At 69.1% G+C, this 16,658-nt stretch carries 18 protein-coding genes; 3 read left to right on the top strand and 15 right to left on the bottom strand.

Going from position 1 to position 16,658, the window contains the following annotated elements; translation table 11 throughout:
- Positions 1–20: 20 nt before the first annotated feature.
- Positions 21–1,154: an Mrp/NBP35 family ATP-binding protein gene (locus tag KXC42_RS06430; protein ID WP_024103442.1), complete on the top strand. Its 1,134-nt coding sequence runs from the start codon at positions 21–23 to the stop codon at positions 1,152–1,154.
- A gap of 63 nt (positions 1,155–1,217) precedes the next feature.
- On the opposite strand, the gene tatB is transcribed toward KXC42_RS06430, so the two are convergent.
- From tatB to sigE, 4 genes are all read right to left on the bottom strand, one after another.
- Entirely contained in the window at positions 1,218–1,622 is a 405-nt protein-coding gene (gene tatB, locus KXC42_RS06425; protein WP_006554292.1) for a Sec-independent protein translocase protein TatB, read from the bottom strand.
- Positions 1,623–1,714: 92 nt separating this feature from the next.
- The gene (locus KXC42_RS06420; protein ID WP_039586307.1) at positions 1,715–3,331 is read right to left on the bottom strand and encodes a S1C family serine protease; all 1,617 of its coding nucleotides are present in this window, start codon (positions 3,329–3,331) and stop codon (positions 1,715–1,717) included.
- Between the two features lie 82 nt (positions 3,332–3,413).
- Positions 3,414–3,746 (bottom strand): anti-sigma factor, encoded by a 333-nt coding sequence (locus tag KXC42_RS06415; RefSeq protein WP_019288062.1) that lies wholly within the window; start codon positions 3,744–3,746, stop codon positions 3,414–3,416.
- Between the two features lie 16 nt (positions 3,747–3,762).
- Positions 3,763–4,416 carry an RNA polymerase sigma factor SigE gene (gene sigE, locus KXC42_RS06410; protein WP_006554289.1) on the bottom strand — a complete coding sequence of 218 codons (654 nt, stop codon included), beginning with the start codon at positions 4,414–4,416 and terminating at the stop codon, positions 3,763–3,765.
- A 317-nt stretch (positions 4,417–4,733) separates the two neighbouring features.
- Here sigE and KXC42_RS06405 point away from each other — a divergent pair, with 317 nt between their 5' ends.
- Positions 4,734–5,369, top strand: a complete 636-nt coding sequence (locus tag KXC42_RS06405) for an O-methyltransferase (protein ID WP_006554288.1) — start codon at positions 4,734–4,736, stop codon at positions 5,367–5,369.
- 34 nt (positions 5,370–5,403) lie between these two features.
- On the opposite strand, the gene glgC is transcribed toward KXC42_RS06405, so the two are convergent.
- Positions 5,404–6,618: a glucose-1-phosphate adenylyltransferase gene (gene glgC, locus KXC42_RS06400; protein WP_006554287.1), complete on the bottom strand. Its 1,215-nt coding sequence runs from the start codon at positions 6,616–6,618 to the stop codon at positions 5,404–5,406.
- A 113-nt stretch (positions 6,619–6,731) separates the two neighbouring features.
- On the opposite strand from glgC, the gene glgA reads away from it, so the two are divergent.
- Positions 6,732–7,904 carry a glycogen synthase gene (glgA, locus tag KXC42_RS06395; protein WP_039586422.1) on the top strand — a complete coding sequence of 391 codons (1,173 nt, stop codon included), beginning with the start codon at positions 6,732–6,734 and terminating at the stop codon, positions 7,902–7,904.
- Here the strand turns inward: glgA and KXC42_RS06390 are convergent.
- From KXC42_RS06390 to dapE, 10 genes are all read right to left on the bottom strand, one after another.
- Positions 7,891–8,784, bottom strand: coding sequence for a putative RNA methyltransferase (locus tag KXC42_RS06390; RefSeq protein WP_219130044.1), 894 nt, complete (start codon positions 8,782–8,784; stop codon positions 7,891–7,893). The genes glgA and KXC42_RS06390 overlap by 14 nt on opposite strands.
- A gap of 84 nt (positions 8,785–8,868) precedes the next feature.
- Complete coding sequence (locus tag KXC42_RS06385) at positions 8,869–9,036, bottom strand: DUF3117 domain-containing protein (RefSeq protein WP_006554284.1); 168 nt, start codon at positions 9,034–9,036, stop codon at positions 8,869–8,871.
- Positions 9,037–9,187: 151 nt separating this feature from the next.
- Positions 9,188–9,865 (bottom strand): DNA-3-methyladenine glycosylase I, encoded by a 678-nt coding sequence (locus KXC42_RS06380; protein WP_235367190.1) that lies wholly within the window; start codon positions 9,863–9,865, stop codon positions 9,188–9,190.
- The gene (locus KXC42_RS06375; protein WP_064852901.1) at positions 9,862–10,323 is read right to left on the bottom strand and encodes a DivIVA domain-containing protein; all 462 of its coding nucleotides are present in this window, start codon (positions 10,321–10,323) and stop codon (positions 9,862–9,864) included. Before KXC42_RS06375 ends, KXC42_RS06380 begins: the two co-directional genes overlap by 4 nt.
- Positions 10,324–10,380: 57 nt before the next feature.
- Positions 10,381–11,298 (bottom strand): glucosyl-3-phosphoglycerate synthase, encoded by a 918-nt coding sequence (locus KXC42_RS06370; protein ID WP_006550560.1) that lies wholly within the window; start codon positions 11,296–11,298, stop codon positions 10,381–10,383.
- Positions 11,295–12,215 (bottom strand): dihydropteroate synthase, encoded by a 921-nt coding sequence (folP, locus tag KXC42_RS06365; RefSeq protein ID WP_019288055.1) that lies wholly within the window; start codon positions 12,213–12,215, stop codon positions 11,295–11,297. Before folP ends, KXC42_RS06370 begins: the two co-directional genes overlap by 4 nt.
- Before the next feature lie 18 nt (positions 12,216–12,233).
- Positions 12,234–13,985: a long-chain-acyl-CoA synthetase gene (locus tag KXC42_RS06360; protein ID WP_219130441.1), complete on the bottom strand. Its 1,752-nt coding sequence runs from the start codon at positions 13,983–13,985 to the stop codon at positions 12,234–12,236.
- A gap of 148 nt (positions 13,986–14,133) precedes the next feature.
- Positions 14,134–14,694: a TIGR00730 family Rossman fold protein gene (locus tag KXC42_RS06355; protein WP_019288053.1), complete on the bottom strand. Its 561-nt coding sequence runs from the start codon at positions 14,692–14,694 to the stop codon at positions 14,134–14,136.
- The gene (locus KXC42_RS06350; protein WP_006550564.1) at positions 14,688–15,491 is read right to left on the bottom strand and encodes a TIGR00730 family Rossman fold protein; all 804 of its coding nucleotides are present in this window, start codon (positions 15,489–15,491) and stop codon (positions 14,688–14,690) included. The genes KXC42_RS06355 and KXC42_RS06350 overlap by 7 nt, the downstream gene beginning before the upstream one ends.
- 10 nt (positions 15,492–15,501) lie before the next feature.
- Positions 15,502–16,578, bottom strand: coding sequence for a succinyl-diaminopimelate desuccinylase (gene dapE / locus KXC42_RS06345; RefSeq protein ID WP_219130043.1), 1,077 nt, complete (start codon positions 16,576–16,578; stop codon positions 15,502–15,504).
- Between the last annotated feature and the right edge of the window lie 80 nt (positions 16,579–16,658).

Below are 16,658 nucleotides of genomic sequence, written 5' to 3'. Positions count from 1 at the left end.
TGCCGCCTACCATGGGCGTCATGGCAGTCAGTGAGTCCGACGTCCGCAGTGCGCTCGCACGGGTCCAGGACCCGGAGATCCGCAAGCCCATCACCGATCTCGGAATGGTCAAGAGCATCGAGATCGGCGCCGACAGCAGCGTCGATGTGGCGATCTATCTGACCACCGCCGGGTGCCCCATGCGCACCGAGATCTCGGAGCGCGTCACCAAGGCCGTCGCCGACGTCGCCGGCGTGGGCGAGGTCCGGGTGACCCTCGACGTGATGAGCGACGAGCAGCGCACCGAGCTCCGCAAGTCGCTGCGCGGCGACTCCACGGAGCCCGTCATCCCGTTCGCCCAGCCCGGTTCGCTCACGCGCGTCTACGCGGTGGCCTCCGGCAAGGGTGGTGTCGGCAAGTCGTCGGTCACCGTCAATCTCGCCGCGGCGATGGCCGCGCGCGGACTGTCGGTGGGTGTGCTCGACGCCGACATCTACGGTCACTCGATCCCCCGCATGCTCGGCACGTCCGCCAAGCCCACGCAGGTCGAGCGGATGATCATGCCGCCGATCGCGCACGACGTGAAGACGATCTCCATCGCCCAGTTCACCGAGGGCAACACCCCGGTGGTGTGGCGTGGCCCGATGCTGCACCGCGCGCTGCAGCAGTTCCTCGCCGACGTCTTCTGGGGCGACCTCGACGTCCTGCTCCTCGACCTGCCGCCCGGCACGGGTGACGTCGCCATCTCCGTCGCGCAGCTGATCCCCAACGCCGAGATCCTCGTCGTGACGACGCCGCAGCAGGCAGCCGCCGAGGTCGCCGAGCGCGCCGGTTCCATCGCGCTGCAGACGCGTCAGCGCATCGCCGGCGTGGTGGAGAACATGTCGTGGCTCGAGCTGCCCGACGGCACCCGAATGGACGTCTTCGGCAGCGGCGGCGGTCAGGCCGTCGCCGAGCGGCTCACCCGCGCGGTGGGCGCGACGGTGCCGCTGCTCGGCCAGATCCCGCTCGACCCGGCAGTGCGCGAGGCCGGCGACTCCGGTACCCCGATCGTCCTCGCGGCGCCCGACTCGGCGCCCGCGGTGGCGCTCGAGGAGATCTCCGACAAGCTCGCCGTGCGCAGGCGCGGACTGGCCGGCATGTCGCTGGGAATCGACACCACGCGTCACCTGTAAGAACCCGATATCGATCGAGCCCCCGCCGTGCTTCACGGCGGGGGCTCGATCGTAGGAAAGCTGTCAGGTGGCGTCGGGATCGATCGGCGGCTTCTCGTCCGGAGCGAGCGGCTTCGACAGGTTCGGCCGGGCCGCGCCGTTGGTGGGCGTTCCCGGAGCCGCCGAGGACGGCTTGTCGAAATTGCCGGTGAGAATCGAGTCGTCGCCGTCGAGCAGATGCTTCGTGATCACGGCCCGCGGTGTCATGCCGCGCAGCTGGTTCAGCTCGGACAGCGGTTGCCGCAGGTCGTCGAACTCCGGTCCGAATTCCTGCTCGAGCTGGTCGCGCGCACCCGTGGCGTAGTCGCGTACCTGACGCAGCGACTTGGCCACCCACGAGACGGCGCCGGGGAGGCGCTCCGGGCCGAGGACCACGAGGGCCGCCACGATGAGTACCAGGAACTCGCCCCAACCGATGTTGCCGAACACGCATCCAGGGTACGTGGTCTCGTCCGGATCGCAGCACCTACGTGGAAGGTCACATCACACGGCTGGGACGTTCTGTCCGAGACAGGGGCCGCTCAGTCAGAGACGGGGGTGACCTCGACGTCGACGAGACGGCCGTTGCGCACGAGCTGGACGGTGATCGGTTCGTCGATCTCCTGCTGCTGGACCGCCACGACGAGCTCGTCGGCGCTGGTGACTTCGCGGTCGCCGACCTTGACGATGACGTCGCCCTCGACGATGCCGGCGCGCTGGGCCGGGCTGTCCTGACGGACGTTGGCGACCTCCGCGCCGCTCGCGACGTCGTTGACCACCGAGCGTGCGTTCACGCCGATGTCGGGGTGCCGCATCTCGCCGGTGCGGATCAGCTCCTGCGCCACCTCGGTGACGTCGTCGATGGGGATCGCGAAGCCCAGGCCCACCGAACCGCCGGTCTCCGACTTGATCGCGGAATTGATACCGATCACGCGACCCTCCATGTCGATGAGGGGGCCGCCGGAGTTGCCGGGGTTGATCGAGGCGTCGGTCTGGACGGCGTCGATCACCGCGTCGGTGTCGGTGCCCTGCCCGCTGAGCCGCATGGGCCGGTGCAGCGCGCTGACGATGCCGCGGGTGACGGTCTTGCTCAGGCCGAGCGGCGAACCGACCGCGACGACGTCCTCGCCCACCTGGACGTCCTCGGAGCGGCCCAGCTCGGCGACGACCAGGTTGTCGACGTTCTCGACGGCGAGCACGGCCAAGTCGGTCTTGATGTCGCGTCCGACGATCGAGGCGGGCACCTTCGTGCCGTCATCGAAGGTGACCTGTACCTTCGCATCGGGATTGCCGGCGGCCATCGAAACGACGTGGTTGTTGGTGACGATGTAACCGGCACCGTCGATCACCACGCCCGAGCCGGTGCCGGCGTCGCCGCCGACGGTGGTCTGGATGGAGACGACCGCGGGCAGCACGGTGTCGGCGACACGCGCGACCGCGCCGGTGGGCAGTTCCTCGTCGGGACCCGACTGGCTCAGCGTCACTCCGCGACTGGTCAGCGAACCGTTGTCGGCGGTCGCGAGCGCGACGACGAGTCCGCCGACCATGCCGATCACGACAGCCACAGCGGCCAGGGTCGCGAGTGCGCGGGGTTGGACGCGGCGGTCGAACAACACCTCACGCAGGGTCAGTCCGGGAGCCGGAGGAAGTTCCTTCTCCTCGGTCTGCCCGGCCAGGGGCGGACCGAGCCGCACCGCTGAGTCGGGGTCGCGCCAGGGATCGGGTTCGGTGTCGTCCTCGGTCTCGGCCGCGGGCTGCGAAGGGGGACGCTGGAGCGTCTCGTCGACGTCGGACGGCCGTCCGTAGGCCTCGGCCAGGATCGCATCGGTCGGAGGTGCCTGCTGGACGCGCGGGTCGACGACGCGGGGATGGGCCGAGGAGTCGAACGATCCCTCGGCGCCGGCCGGGCGCCCGAAGACACGGGCCGATGCCGGGTCGACGGTGGGCCGGTAGACGGGCCGCGGTTCGAGACGGGGAGCGTCGTCGGGGCGCGCGATCGCTCCGTCGGGGAGACCCGACGAGGCGTTGCCGGACGAGCCTCTGCCGGACGAGTCTCCGCCCGAGGAGTCCTTACCCGACGAGGCATGGGGCAGCTCGTCGTCGCGACGACGATCGTCGCCGCCCCGCCGTCCGGTGTGCTGCGCAGATTCGGCCGTCACGCGTGCCCGTCTCCCCCGTCTAGGTCCGTCACGCAGCCCAGTATCACCGATGGCATCGGATCACCTGTTACCGCCCGTCCGGTCACCGGCGCCGGAGAATCGACCAGCGGCGCGCGGCGAAGCCTTCCTCCGCCTGAGGGCGCGGGGTCGGGTCGCACAGGTGGGACGGGATGTTGCTGAGCGTACCGCGCAGTGAACTCGGCATACGCGGTATGTGATCGGCAGCGGACCGCAGTGCGTGGCGGGCCTGCTGCTGGGCTTCGACCTCGGCGGCACACTCCGGACACATCGACAGATGCTGGGCGGCCCGCATGTAGGCCGCCATGCGCAGTTCGCCGTCGACGAATGCGGCAATTGCCTCGCTGGCGAGGTGTTCCGTGGAGCCGAACCTGCGAGGTGGTTGCACCATCGTCATCACTACCTCCCGGCGGCTACCCCGCATCGACGCGACCGTTTTCGACCTTTCCATGCTCGCGCAGGTACTCGCGGAGTGCCTGGCGGCCTCGGTGGATACGACTACGCACCGTACCGAGTTTCACCCCCAGTGTGGCACCGATCTCCTCGTAGGACAGACCTTCGATGTCACAGAGCACCACCGCGGCACGGTACTCGGGTCCGAGCGAGTCCAGAGCGGACTGCAGGTCGGCGCCGAGACGCGCGTCGTGGTAGATCTCCTCGGGGTTCGGCCCTGCGGCCGGTACACGATCGTAGTCCTCCGGGAGCGCTTCCATCCGGATGCGGTTCCGGCGGCGCACCATGTCCAGGAAGAGGTTCGTGGTGATGCGATGCAACCAACCCTCGAAAGTGCCGGGCTGGTAGTTCTGCAACGACCGGAAGACGCGGATGAAGGTCTCCTGCGTGAGATCCTCGGCGTCCTGGGCGTTGCCGGAAAGACGGTAGGCGAGGCGGTAGACGCGGTCGCCGTGCTCACGAACGAGTTCGTCCCACGACGGCATGGCCGCGTGGTCCCCGGTGGCGTCGAACGCCGCGGTGCCGCTCAGGTCCGCCTCGAGCGCCGCGGTGCCGCTCAGGTCCGCCTCGAGCGCCGAGGCGTCGTTCTCGGGAACAGTGTGGGCTCGGGTCATGTGGATCGGTGGATCCTCCTCGTCGGGACCGCAGTGGTACTTGCTTCAGGGCCTATCAACACTCGATCTGCAGGGAATATTCCTTCACAGGAGCGTTCCCCGAGAGCGGTGCGTCCTCGAAGTCGTGAACCGGTGCGATCGTCCGGTTCGCCGATTGTCAGTTTTCCTCGCGGCGATGTGGCCGCCGTATGAGTAACCTGAAACGTCCCTGAGAAAATCGGTTCGGGCGTGGTCATCCGCCTGAATCACACAACTGGCGGCACCACTCCGTGCGCGCCTGCCTGCGCGAACGAATCGCCGAGGATAGCCTCAGTGAGGTGCAGACCAACGCCGATCGCATCCTGACCCACGCCGAGAACATCGTCGTCGAGGACGACGAGCTCGCCGCGGCGCGTGACCGTGCCGAAGATCTGGGCGCCGACCCGGTGTCCCCCTCCGTCGGAGCCGCCCTCGCGATGTTCGCCCGCATGCTCGACGCCAGGACGGTAGTGGAGATCGGGACCGGTGCGGGTGTGAGCGGACTGTGGTTGCTGCACGGCCTCCGCGAGGACGGCGTGCTCACCACCATCGACAGCGAGCCGGAGCATCAGCGGGCCGCGAAGATCGCCTTCCGCGAGGCGGGTGTCGTGGCGTCGCGCACCCGGCTCATCAACGGCCGCGCGCTGGACGTGCTGCCGCGACTCGCCGACTCCGGCTACGACATGGTCTTCGTCGATGCGACCCCGGCCGACCATCCGCACTTCGTGCGCGAAGGGGTGCGTCTGCTCCGGCCGGGTGGGGTGATCGTGCTGCACAACGCCCTGCTCGACGGACGCGTCGCCGACCCCGCTGCCCGCGACGCAACGGTGCTCGCGGTGCGCGAGGCGACCCGCGCGGTGTCCGACGACGAGCGTCTCGCTCCGGTGGTCCTGCCGCTCGGCGACGGCCTGCTCTGCGCGGTGCGCCTCAGCTGATCCGCGCAGCCGCCTCCGGGCGGGCAGCACGCTCTCAGATCCAGATGCCCTTGCCGATGGCGACGACACCGCCGTTGCTCACCGCGAACCGCTGACGGTCGCGCTCGAGGTCGACGCCGATGATCTCGCCGTCGCCGACGACGACGTTCTTGTCGAGGATCGCTCGTCGCACGACCGCACCCTTGCCGATGCGCACACCGGGCATGAGCACGCTGCCCTCGACGGTCGCGCCGTCGTCGACCATGACGTTCGAGCTGAGCACCGAGTTGCGGACCGTGGCGGCCGACAGGATGCTGCCGGCGCCGACGATCGACTCCTGCGCCAGACCGCCCTGCACGAACTTCGCGGGCGGCAGGTTCTCGGCGGCACCGCGGATGGGCCAGCGCCGGTTGTAGAGATTGAAGATCGGGTGGACCGACACGAGGTCCATGTGAGCGTCGTAGAAGGCGTCGAGCGTACCGACGTCGCGCCAGTAGGCACGATCGCGTTCGGTCGCGCCCGGGACGACGTTGTCGTTGAAGTCGTAGACGTGAGCCTCGCCCCGCTCGACGAGCGCGGGGATGATGTCGCCCCCCATGTCGTGGTCGGAGTCGGGATTCTCCGAGTCGGCCCGCAGCGCCTCGACGAGGACCTTCGTGGTGAAGACGTAGTTACCCATGGACGCGAACGTGACGTTGGGGTCGTCGGGTGTCCCGGGCGGATGAGCGGGCTTCTCGAGGAACTGGGTGATCCTGCCGCTCTCGTCGCTGTCGATGCAGCCGAACGCGAATGCCTCGCTGCGCGGGACGCGGATACCGGCGACGGTGACACCGGCGCCCGACTCGATGTGCTGGCGCACCATCTGCTCGGGGTCCATCCGGTACACGTGGTCGGCGCCGAAGACCACGATGTACTCGGGATCCTCGTCGTAGACCAGGTTGAGCGACTGCAGGATCGCGTCGGCGCTGCCGGTGTACCAGCGTGGACCGAGCCGCTGCTGGGCCGGCACCGGGGTGATGTACTCACCGGTGAAGCCGGAGAGGCGCCAGGTCTGCGAGATGTGCCGGTCGAGGGAGTGCGACTTGTACTGCGTGAGAACGCAGATGCGCAGGTAACCGGCATTCACGAGATTGCTGAGCACGAAATCGATGAGGCGGTATGCGCCCCCGAACGGCACTGCCGGCTTGGCTCTGTCCGCGGTCAGCGGATACAGACGTTTGCCCTCGCCGCCGGCGAGAACGATTCCAAGCACATGGGGCTGGCTCCTCACACGCTTCAACCTATCCCCCGACCCAGGCCGCCGCCAGCGAAGCGCGATCTCGACGCCCTACGGAGTGTCGGGGCCGGGTGGCCGGAACCTGCGCGGCCCGCTACTTTGAGGCGGTGAGGGTGGCAATGATGACGCGGGAGTATCCGCCTGAGGTGTACGGCGGGGCCGGGGTCCACGTCACCGAACTCGTCGAACAACTGCGTCGACTGGTCGAGGTCGACGTGCACTGCACGGGCGCACCGCGCGATACCGCGTTCGTGCACTCCCCCGACCCGGCACTGCGCGATGCCAATCCTGCCCTGACGACCCTGTCGGCCGGGTTGCGCATGGCGCACGCCGCGGCCGGAGTCGACGTGGTGCACTCGCACACCTGGTACACCGGGCTGGCCGGTCATCTGGCCGCCGAACTCCACGACGTCCCGCACATCCTCACCGCGCACTCCCTCGAGCCCCGACGGCCGTGGAAGGCCGAGCAACTCGGGGGCGGTTACCGCATCTCCTCCTGGTCCGAGCGCAACGCCGTCCGGTACGCCGACGCGATCATCGCGGTCAGCGACGGGATGCGCCTCGACGTGCTCGACGCCTATCCGTTCGTCGATCCCGCTCGGGTCCACGTGGTGCGCAACGGGATCGACACCACCGTCTGGCATCCGGGCCCGGCCGAGCCCGGCCACGAGTCCGTCGTCACCCGCATCGGTCTCGATCCGGATCGTCCGATCGTCGTGTTCGTCGGCCGCATCACCCGGCAGAAGGGCGTCGGGCACCTGATCGCCGCGGCGCACCATCTCGACCCCGACATCCAGCTCGTCCTGTGTGCCGGCGCGCCCGACACCCCCGAGATCGCCGCGGAGACCGAACGGGCGGTGACCGCCCTGCAGGACGCCCGTGACGGGGTGCACTGGGTACGCGAGATGCTGCCCACCGAATCGGTCCGCGAACTACTCTCGATTGCAACGGTTTTCGTCTGTCCGTCGGTGTACGAGCCGCTGGGGATCGTCAACCTCGAGGCGATGGCCTGCGAGACCGCCGTGGTGGCGTCCGACGTCGGAGGCATCCCGGAGGTCGTGCAGGACGGGGTCACCGGGCGACTGGTGCACTACGACGCCTTCGACATCGAGACCTACGAGCGTGCGCTCGCCGATGCGATCGACGACGTCGCGCGCGACCGCGACCGTGCCGCCCGGTGGGGCCGGGCCGGACGCGACCGCGCTGTCAACGAGTTCTCGTGGGCGCAGATCGCCCGCCAGACCGTCGCCGTCTACCAGCAGGTGCTCACGACGCGCTAGGTTCGTCGGCCGTCTCGACCCGTCGCCACGAGGTGACGGTGACAGAGACCGTCACCTCGAACGGATCGGGCAGGGAGGCCAGCAACTCCGCACGCCGGTCGGACGTCACATGATGGGCGGACGGTCCCATCCCCGCGACGAGACCGAGCGCCTCGCACGGGAGTGCGGCCGTGAAGCGCACGTCCGTCCGTCCCGTTCGCTCGAAACGTCCCGACAGCGCGGACGAGAGCCGCTCCGTCTTCCGGTCGTCCACACTCACCATGCCGGGCAACGCGACCAGTTCGCGCAGATGCTCCGAGGTGGGTGTAGCAACGACGAGCGTGCCTCCGGGGACGAGCACGCGATGACTCTCGGCGGCGTTGCGGGGCGCGAACACCGACAGCACGTGGGTGAGCGATGCCGACTTCACAGGCAGTCGTTGCCACGCATCGGCGAGGATCGCTCCGGTCCGGGGATGACTGCGGGCGACGCGCCGCACCGCGGGCTTGGAGACGTCGAGCCCGATGCCGCGCGCCGCCGGCAGGGCGTCGAGCACGGACGCGAGGTACTGCCCCGTACCGGCCCCGACCTCGAGGATCGCAGCGCCGGCGGCTGCGACTACCGCATCGGTGTCCACCGTATCGGCGGTGTCGAGGCATGCGTCGGCCACCGCGCGCCGGATCGGGTCGTAGTGCCCGGCACCGAGGAAATCGGCGCGGGCCGCGATCATGTCGGCGGTGTCGCCGGTGAACGGCGTCGAACCGCCGGCGAGCAGCGACACGTAGCCCTGGCGTGCGACGTCGAAGCTGTGCCCGCGATCGCACACCACGACGTTGTCGTCGAGGTCGAGCGCGGACTCGCAGTTAGGGCACGCGAGAAGATCGATCACGTCGGCGAGCATCGCGCCTCCGATCCTGCTCTCAGGACGACACCGGGCCCCGCGCGCCGAGGAGCGCGGGGCCCGGAGTGCCCTGAGAGGGGCCGATCAGCTGGTGACACTCTTGAGTTCGTCGCCGAGTGCCGCAGCCTCTTCCGGCGTGAGCTCGACGACCAGACGTCCGCCGCCCTCGAGTGGAACCCTCATGACGATTCCTCGTCCCTCTTTGGTTGCTTCGAGGGGACCGTCCCCGGTCCGGGGCTTCATGGCCGCCATCCTCTGCTCCCTCCAAATCTGCACCCGACCGCCGGGCGCGTGGGTTACCGTGTGGTTGCATCGCCGGTCGCGGCGACGCGCACCTTCTCATTCTTCCCTATCCGGAATACGTGCGCGTAGCTGACTCCTGGGTAAGACACTCCTCCGGGTTCTACGAGTCGAGTGACACCCAGCACGATTCGAGGTGATCGTCGACCATTCCGGTAGCTTGCATCAGCGCATACGCAGTGGTAGGGCCCACAAAACGGAAGCCGTGGCGCTTCAGCTCACGGGCCATCGCCGTGGACTCCGGCGTCACCGCCGGAATCTCCTCGACCGTTACCGAACGTCGCGCGCGTCGCGGCGGTGCGAACGACCACAGCAGCTCGTCGAGATCGGTGGACAGTTCGAGCACGGCCCGCGCGTTGGCGATCACCGCCTCGATCTTGCGGCGGTTGCGCACGATGCCGGAGTCGGCAAGCAACCTCTCGACGTCGGCCTCCGTGAAGTGGGCGACCGCCTCGACGTCGAAGCCGTGGAAAGCCGCGCGGAAGGCCTCCCGCTTGCGCAGGATCGTCAGCCACGACAGTCCCGACTGGAATGCCTCGAGGGAGAGCCGCTCGAACATCTCGTCGCGGCCGTGGAGCGGCCGACCCCACTCGTAGTCGTGATAGTCGCGGTAGAGCGACGAACCGGGACCGTCGACGGCCCACGGGCACCGCACGCGGTCGTCGGTATCGGTTACGGGCCCCTGCCCGTCGGTATCGGTTACGGGACCCTGCCCGTCGGTATCGACCACGGGACCCTGCCCGTCGGTATCGACCACGGGACCCTGCCCGTCTGCCGTCATCGTGACTCCCCCGTCGACTCCGACGAAGCCCGCTCGGCGACGTTCTCCCCATCGACGTCGGCTGCTCCGACGTCCTCTGCTCCGACGTCCTCTGCTCCGCCGCACTTTCCGGTGCCGTCGCCCTTTCCGGTGCCGTCGCCCTTTCCGGTGCCGTCGACCGGCGGCTCCTCTGCGCGGGCCTCGGCGTCGGCGAGGCGGACCCGCAGATCGTCGACCTCGCGGGCGAGACGATCGAGCGCCCAGTCGACCTCGCTCATCTTGTAACCCCGCACGGTCTGTTGGAACCGCAGGTCGCGGATGTCGGTGCCGGTGACGTCGGTGGCCGGCAACACCGTGACGGTGGTGCCCGGAGGCAGCGGCGCCAACGTCTCGCCCCGGCCGAAGACGGCGCTCGCGACGAAGAACAGCACCGCGGCGACGCCCGCCATCACGAGCACGTACAGCAGAACCGTGAGCATGCTCCGATCTTGGCACGAGCGGCCGACACCGGCCGGGACCGGTGCCGGACGGTCGGGTCAGCCGGTGACCGTCGCCATCGGGGGGCGGTCGGTGAGATCGACGGAGGTGTCGAACGGCACGAACGCATCGCCCTCCACCAGGAACTGGGTGAGCGGCGCACCCGAATCGGGGATCCCGCAGCGCGCGAGCATCGTGCCCACGATCTGCCGGCTCATCGCCCCGAGTTCGGACAGCGGCCGGTTGCGGTGCTTGCGGACCCCGAGGTTGACCTGCGCGATCGCGTGGAGACCGAACCGGTCGTAGGTGTCGAGCAGCAACCCGATCTCCACCCCGTAACCCGGTGCGAACGGGACCGACTCGAGCAGTTCCCGCGTCCCCGCGTACTCACCGCCGAGCGGTTGCAGCACGCAGGTCAGCTCCGGTCGCAGTGCCGCGAGCAGCGGCCGTGCGACAAGCTCGGTGACGCGGCCACCGCCGTGGGCGTCCTCGCCCCCACCGGTGCGCAGCGGGCGCCGGTAGTACCCCTTGACGAGGTGCACACCGTCGCCGAGCAGCAGGGGTCCGAGCAGTTTCGGCACGAAGGCCGGATCGGGATCGATCAGATCGGAGTCGACGAAGGCGATGATGTCGCCGGAGGTCGCCGCGAGCGACCGCCACAGCACCTCCCCCTTGCCGGGGACCGGTTCGATGCCCGGCACCGCTTCCTCCCTGGACATGACACGGGCACCCGCCGCCCGCGCCCGGGTGGCGGTCTCGTCGGTGGAACCCGAATCGAGGACCACCAGTTCGTCCACGAGACCACCGAGCAGCGGGTGGATCGTGTCGATCACACTCGCGACGGTCTCCTCCTCGTTGAGGGCGGGCAGCACCACGGTCACTGTGCGGCCGGCCTTGGCCGCGATCAGCTCGTCGATCGCCCAGGCGGGCCGATCCCAGCTGTTGGCTTCGTTCCACGTGCGTGCAGGTGCACTCATGCCAACCCCCTCACCGTGCGCGCCGGCGGGCGTGTGCCCGCGATCGCCGCGACCATGTCGACCACCCGACGTGTGGCTGCCACCTCGTGTACCCGGAACATTCGTGCGCCGGCCGCTGCCGCCAGAGCTGTCGCTGCCAATGTGCCCTCCAACCGGTCGGCGAGTTCGACTCCCAGAGTCTCCCCCACGAAGTCCTTGTTGCTCAGCGCCATAAGCACAGGCCACCCGGTTTTTACAAGAACGTCCACGTGCCGCAACAGAGCGAGTCCGTGATGGGTGTTCTTTCCGAAATCGTGGGTCGGGTCGATGAGGATCGAGTCGCTCGCGACGCCGGCGCGGGCGGCGGCATCCGCGGCCGCGACGACCTCCCGCACCACCTCCCCGACGACGTCGGTGTACCGCACACGGTGCGGGCGGGTGCGCGGGACGGCGCCGCCCGTGTGGGAGCAGACGATGCCGGCCCCGAGTTCCGCGGCGACCGCGACGAGCTCGGGATCGGCACCGGCCCACGTGTCGTTGATCAGATCGGCGCCTTCGCCCACAGCGCGACGCGCGACCTCGCTGCGCCAGGTGTCGACGCTGATGAGCACATCCGGATAGCGCTCGCGGATCGCGGCGACGAACGGCACGACGCGCCGGATCTCCTCGTCGCTGTCGACGACCTCACCCGGGCCGGCCTTCACCCCGCCGATGTCGACGAGGTCGGCACCCTCGGCCACTGCGCGGTCGACGGCCGCGAGCGCCATGTCGTCCTCGAAGGTCGCTCCCCGGTCGTAGAACGAGTCCGGGGTGCGGTTGACGATCGCCATGACGAGCGCCCTGTCGGTGGCGACGGGGCGCCCGCACAGGGTGGACGGTGCCGGACCGGGACGGGTCACGGGGGTCTGCTCGTCGACATCGGTCGCGGGGCCGCTCATGATCCCATCCTGACATGCTCAGCGACCGGGCAATTCTCCTCGCGCGACGCCGTCGACGAAGCCGTCGAAGATCGGCCGGTAACCCTCGCTGCGACTCGCGAGGACGTACACCTCGTCCTCACCGGTCTCGCTGTAGCCCTGCTTGCGCAGATCGACCTTCCTGCTCTTGAAGGTCGTCGTGTACTCGAGCTCGTCGACGATGCGGACGAACAGCGGAACCGCGTAGTCCGGCAACGCGTCGTGCAGCGACTTCGCGAGCGCCGCTCCGTCGAGCTCGGCGCCCTCCTTCAAGGTGATCGCGGCCATCCCGGTGCGGCCGTCGGCCCCGTCGACCTCGACGCCGTAGACGACGGCCTCGGCGATCGTCTCGTGCGACGACACCGCGGCTTCGACCTGCGTGGTCGCGACGTTCTCGCCCTTCCACCGGAAGGTGTCGCCGAGCCGGTCGACGAACGCGACGTGCATCCATCCCTGGTTGCGGACGAGGTCGCCGGTGTCGAACCAGACGTCGCCGTCGGAGAACGCGTCGCGGAGCAGCTTCTTCTCGGTGGCCTCGGGATCGGTGTACCCGTCGAAGGGTGCGCGGGAGGTGACCTTCGCGAGGAGCAGTCCGACCTCGCCCTTGCCGACCTTCTTCAACCGGCCGTCGTCGCCGCGACGTGCCTGGCCCGAATCGGGGTCGTACTCGACGACGGCGTAGGGCAGCGGGCAGATGCCGGCGGTGCGCTTCTGGTCGAGCGCGTTGATGAAGGCGATGTTGCATTCGCTCGCACCGTAGAACTCCGCGACGCGGTCGATACCGAAGCGTTCGGTGAACTCGTCCCACAGTTCTGCGCGCAGACCGTTGCCGACGGCGAGGCGGATCCCGTGGTCGGCGTCGTCCTCCCGCGGCGGCTGGTTGAGCAGGTAGCGGCAGATCTCGCCGATGTAGATGAAGGCCGTGGCGCCGTTGCGCTCCGCGTCGTTCCAGAAGTTGGACGCCGAGAACTTCCGGCCGAGCCCGAGCGTGGCGCCGGCGGCGAGCACCGAGGACAACGCGACCGTGAGGGCGTTGTTGTGATAGAGCGGCAAGCAGGAGTACAGGACGTCGGTCCGGCGCAGGCGCACGCCGAGGCTGCCCAGGCCCGACATCGATTTCAGCCACCGGAAGTGCGTCATGCGGCTGGCCTTCGGCAGTCCTGTCGTGCCGGAGGTGAAGATGTAGTAGGCCGTCTCGGACGCTTGCAGCTCCTCGGTGACTGCGGGATTCGACGCGTCGGCGTCGCGGGCGGCGGTGTCGAGATCGTCGAAGCGCAGCACGGTGCGGGCCTGCGGCTCGCCACCGAGAGAGTCGACGGCCTCCTCGCACTCCTCCCCGATCACGAGGGCGGCGCTGTCGAGCAGCGACAGGCTGTGCTCGAGCACCTCACCACGCTGGTTGATGTTGAGCATGCCGGCGGCCGCACCGAGCTTGACCGCGGCCAGCGCGACCAGCAGGGTCTCGGGCCGGTTGCCCATGAGGATGCCCACGACGTCGCCCATGCCGACACCGCGATCGGCGAGCACCGCTGCGTACCGGTTGACCTGCGCGTTGGCCTCGCCGTACCCGATGGAGGCTCCCTCGAACCGGATGAAGGGCCGCTCCGGGTGACGCTCGGCGAGCTTCTGGAAGACCGACCCGATCGTCTCGCGGGCGGTCGGCTTCCGGGTCATCCCGGCTGCTCCGCGCAGCACGATGGGGAGATCGGTAGCCATCCGGGGCAGTTTCGAGACGAGTCCGGGCAGGGACACGACGGGGACATTGCCTCGATCGGATCGAGTGGTCACGACAGATTTCCTCACGGCGACGTTGGGGACGGGCGGGCTCGCTCGGGCGACACCCACGGCGTTCCCCCGAACTTACCGAAGAGTAGATAAGCGCGCGGCGAAGTGGAACACCTCAGACCGTCGCGTACGGCGCAGCGCAACGGTCGAGCGCGTCGGCGAGGTCGGTGGTGACCGCGAGACCGTCGAGTGCGCGTTGCGCGACGAAGCCGGTGTCGACCATCGACCCGAGCCAGCCGAGCAGGCCGTCGAAGTGGCCCGTGGGATCGAGCAGGACGACCGGCTTGTCATGCATACCGAGATACCCCGCGGTCCACGTCTCGAACAGTTCCTCGAGGGTTCCGATGCCGCCGGGCAGGGTCAGGAAGGCGTTGGCGCGGTCCTCCATGATGCGTTTGCGCTCGCGCATCGTCTCGGTGACGATCAACTCGTCGGCGTCGACGTCCGCGACCTCGCGGTGCACGAGTGCCTTCGGAATGACCCCGATCGTGTGCGCGCCGGCCGCGCGGGCCGCGTCGGCGACCGCGCCCATCATCGATACGTTGCCGCCGCCGGAGACCAGCTGCCAGCCCCGTCGGCCTATCTCGGTACCGACAGCGGCGGCGAGTTCGAGGAACTTCTGGTCGACAGGGCCCGACGCGCAGTACACACAGACCGACAGAGCTTCGGTTACCATCCACTCCCGTTTCCGTACAGTTCGTTCTCGTCCTCGCCGCGATGCGCCTCGAGGATGATGTCCACCGTCTCCTCGACGCTGTCGGTGACGAAGAGCAGGTCGAGGTCGGCGGGCGAGATCTTGCCGCCGCGGACCAGGGTCTCGCGCAGCCAGCCCACCAGACCGTTCCAGTACTCCGAACCGAACAGCACGATCGGGAACTGCGTGATCTTGCGGGTCTGCACGAGGGTCAGTGCCTCGAACAGCTCGTCGAGCGTCCCGAAACCCCCGGGCAGGCACACGAACGCCTGCGAGTACTTCACGAACATCGTCTTGCGCGCGAAGAAGTACCGGAAGTTCAGGCCGAGATCGACCCACTCGTTGAGGCCCTGTTCGAAGGGCAGCTCGATCCCCAGTCCGATCGACAGTCCCCCGGCCTCGCTGGCACCGCGGTTGGCCGCCTCCATCGCGCCCGGACCGCCACCGGTGACGACGGCGTATCCGGCGTGGACGAGTGCGGCGCCGAGCTCGCGGCCGATCTCGTACTCCTCGTGACCGGCCGGGGTGCGCGCCGATCCGAAGACGGTGACGGCGCGGGGCACCTCGGCGAGCGCACCGAAGCCTTCGACGAACTCGCTCTGGATCCGCAGCACACGCCACGGATCGGTGTGCACCCAGTCGGACGGGCCGCGGCGATCGAGCAGCCGCTGGTCCATCGTCGTCGCCTCGCGGGCGAGAGAGCCGCGCAGTTGCACCGGGCCCTGGTGCACGACCTCGCGCCGGGAGCCGCGTTCGGAGGAGGAGTTGTCGCCGGACATGGCGGCCACGTTATCGGGTGAGATAGGAGCGCAGAACGGAGGTCACCTCGGTGATCCGCCCGACCTCGACGTGCTCGTCGCGCTTGTGCGCGAGGTTCGGGTCGCCCGGCCCGTAGTTGACAGCCGGGATCCCCAGCGCGGCGAACCGCGAGACGTCGGTCCAGCCGTACTTGGCCCGGAACTTCCCGCCCGCGGCCTCGACGAGCGCCGCCGCGGCCGGGTTCGACAGTCCGGGCAGCGCGCCGGGTGACATGTCGGTGAGTTCCATCGAGATCGCGAGACCGTCGAAGACCTCGCGGACGTGCGCGAGTGCGTCGTCGGGGCTGCGATCCGGGGCGAACCGGAAGTTCACGTCGAGCGCAGCGGCGTCGGGCACCACGTTGCCGGCGACACCGCCCTCGATGTGCACGGCCGACAGTCCTTCCCGGTACACACAACCGTCGATGTCGACCGACCGTGCCTCGTAGCGGGCCAGACGGTCGAGCACGGCAGCGAGCTTGTGGATCGCGTTGTCGCCGAGCCAGGAGCGCGCCGAATGCGCCCGCACACCGTCGGTCGTGATGCGCACCCGCAGGGTGCCCTGGCAACCAGCCTCGATCTCACCCGAGGTGGGTTCGCCGAGGATCGCCACGTCCGCGTCGAGCCAGTCGCGCAGTTCGGTCTCGATCCGTCCGAGCCCGTTGTACGCGGCCGCGATCTCCTCGCAGTCGTACATCACGATCGTCAGGTCGTGAGCGAGATCGGTGACGGTCGCCGCGAGGTGCAGGAAGACGGCATCGCCGGCCTTCATGTCGGAGGTGCCGCAGCCCCACATCAGGTCGCCGTCGCGCCGTGACGGCACGTTGTCGGCGATCGGGACGGTGTCGAGGTGGCCGGCGAGCATCACACGGCTGCCGAGTCCGCGGTTCGTCCGCGCCAGGACACAGTTGCCGTTGCGCACGACCTCGAAGCCGTCGGTCTGCTCGCGCAGGGCCGTCTCCACGGCGTCGGCGATGAGCGTCTCGTTCTGCGACACGCTCGGGATGTCGACGAGCGCGGCGGTCAGTTCGACGGGGTCGGCGTGCAGGTCCAGCTGCGGTACGGGCATACCTGCACGATACGAAACGCGCCTGTTCCTCAGACCCCGCACACGATTTTCTCAGGGGGGACACAGGCGCAGGACCGCCT

The organism is Rhodococcus sp. LW-XY12, from assembly GCF_019317345.1.
GTDB lineage: Bacteria > Actinomycetota > Actinomycetes > Mycobacteriales > Mycobacteriaceae > Rhodococcus > Rhodococcus pyridinivorans.
Note: the sequence above shows the minus strand (reverse complement) of the source record. Positions and strands in the feature narration are given on the sequence as shown.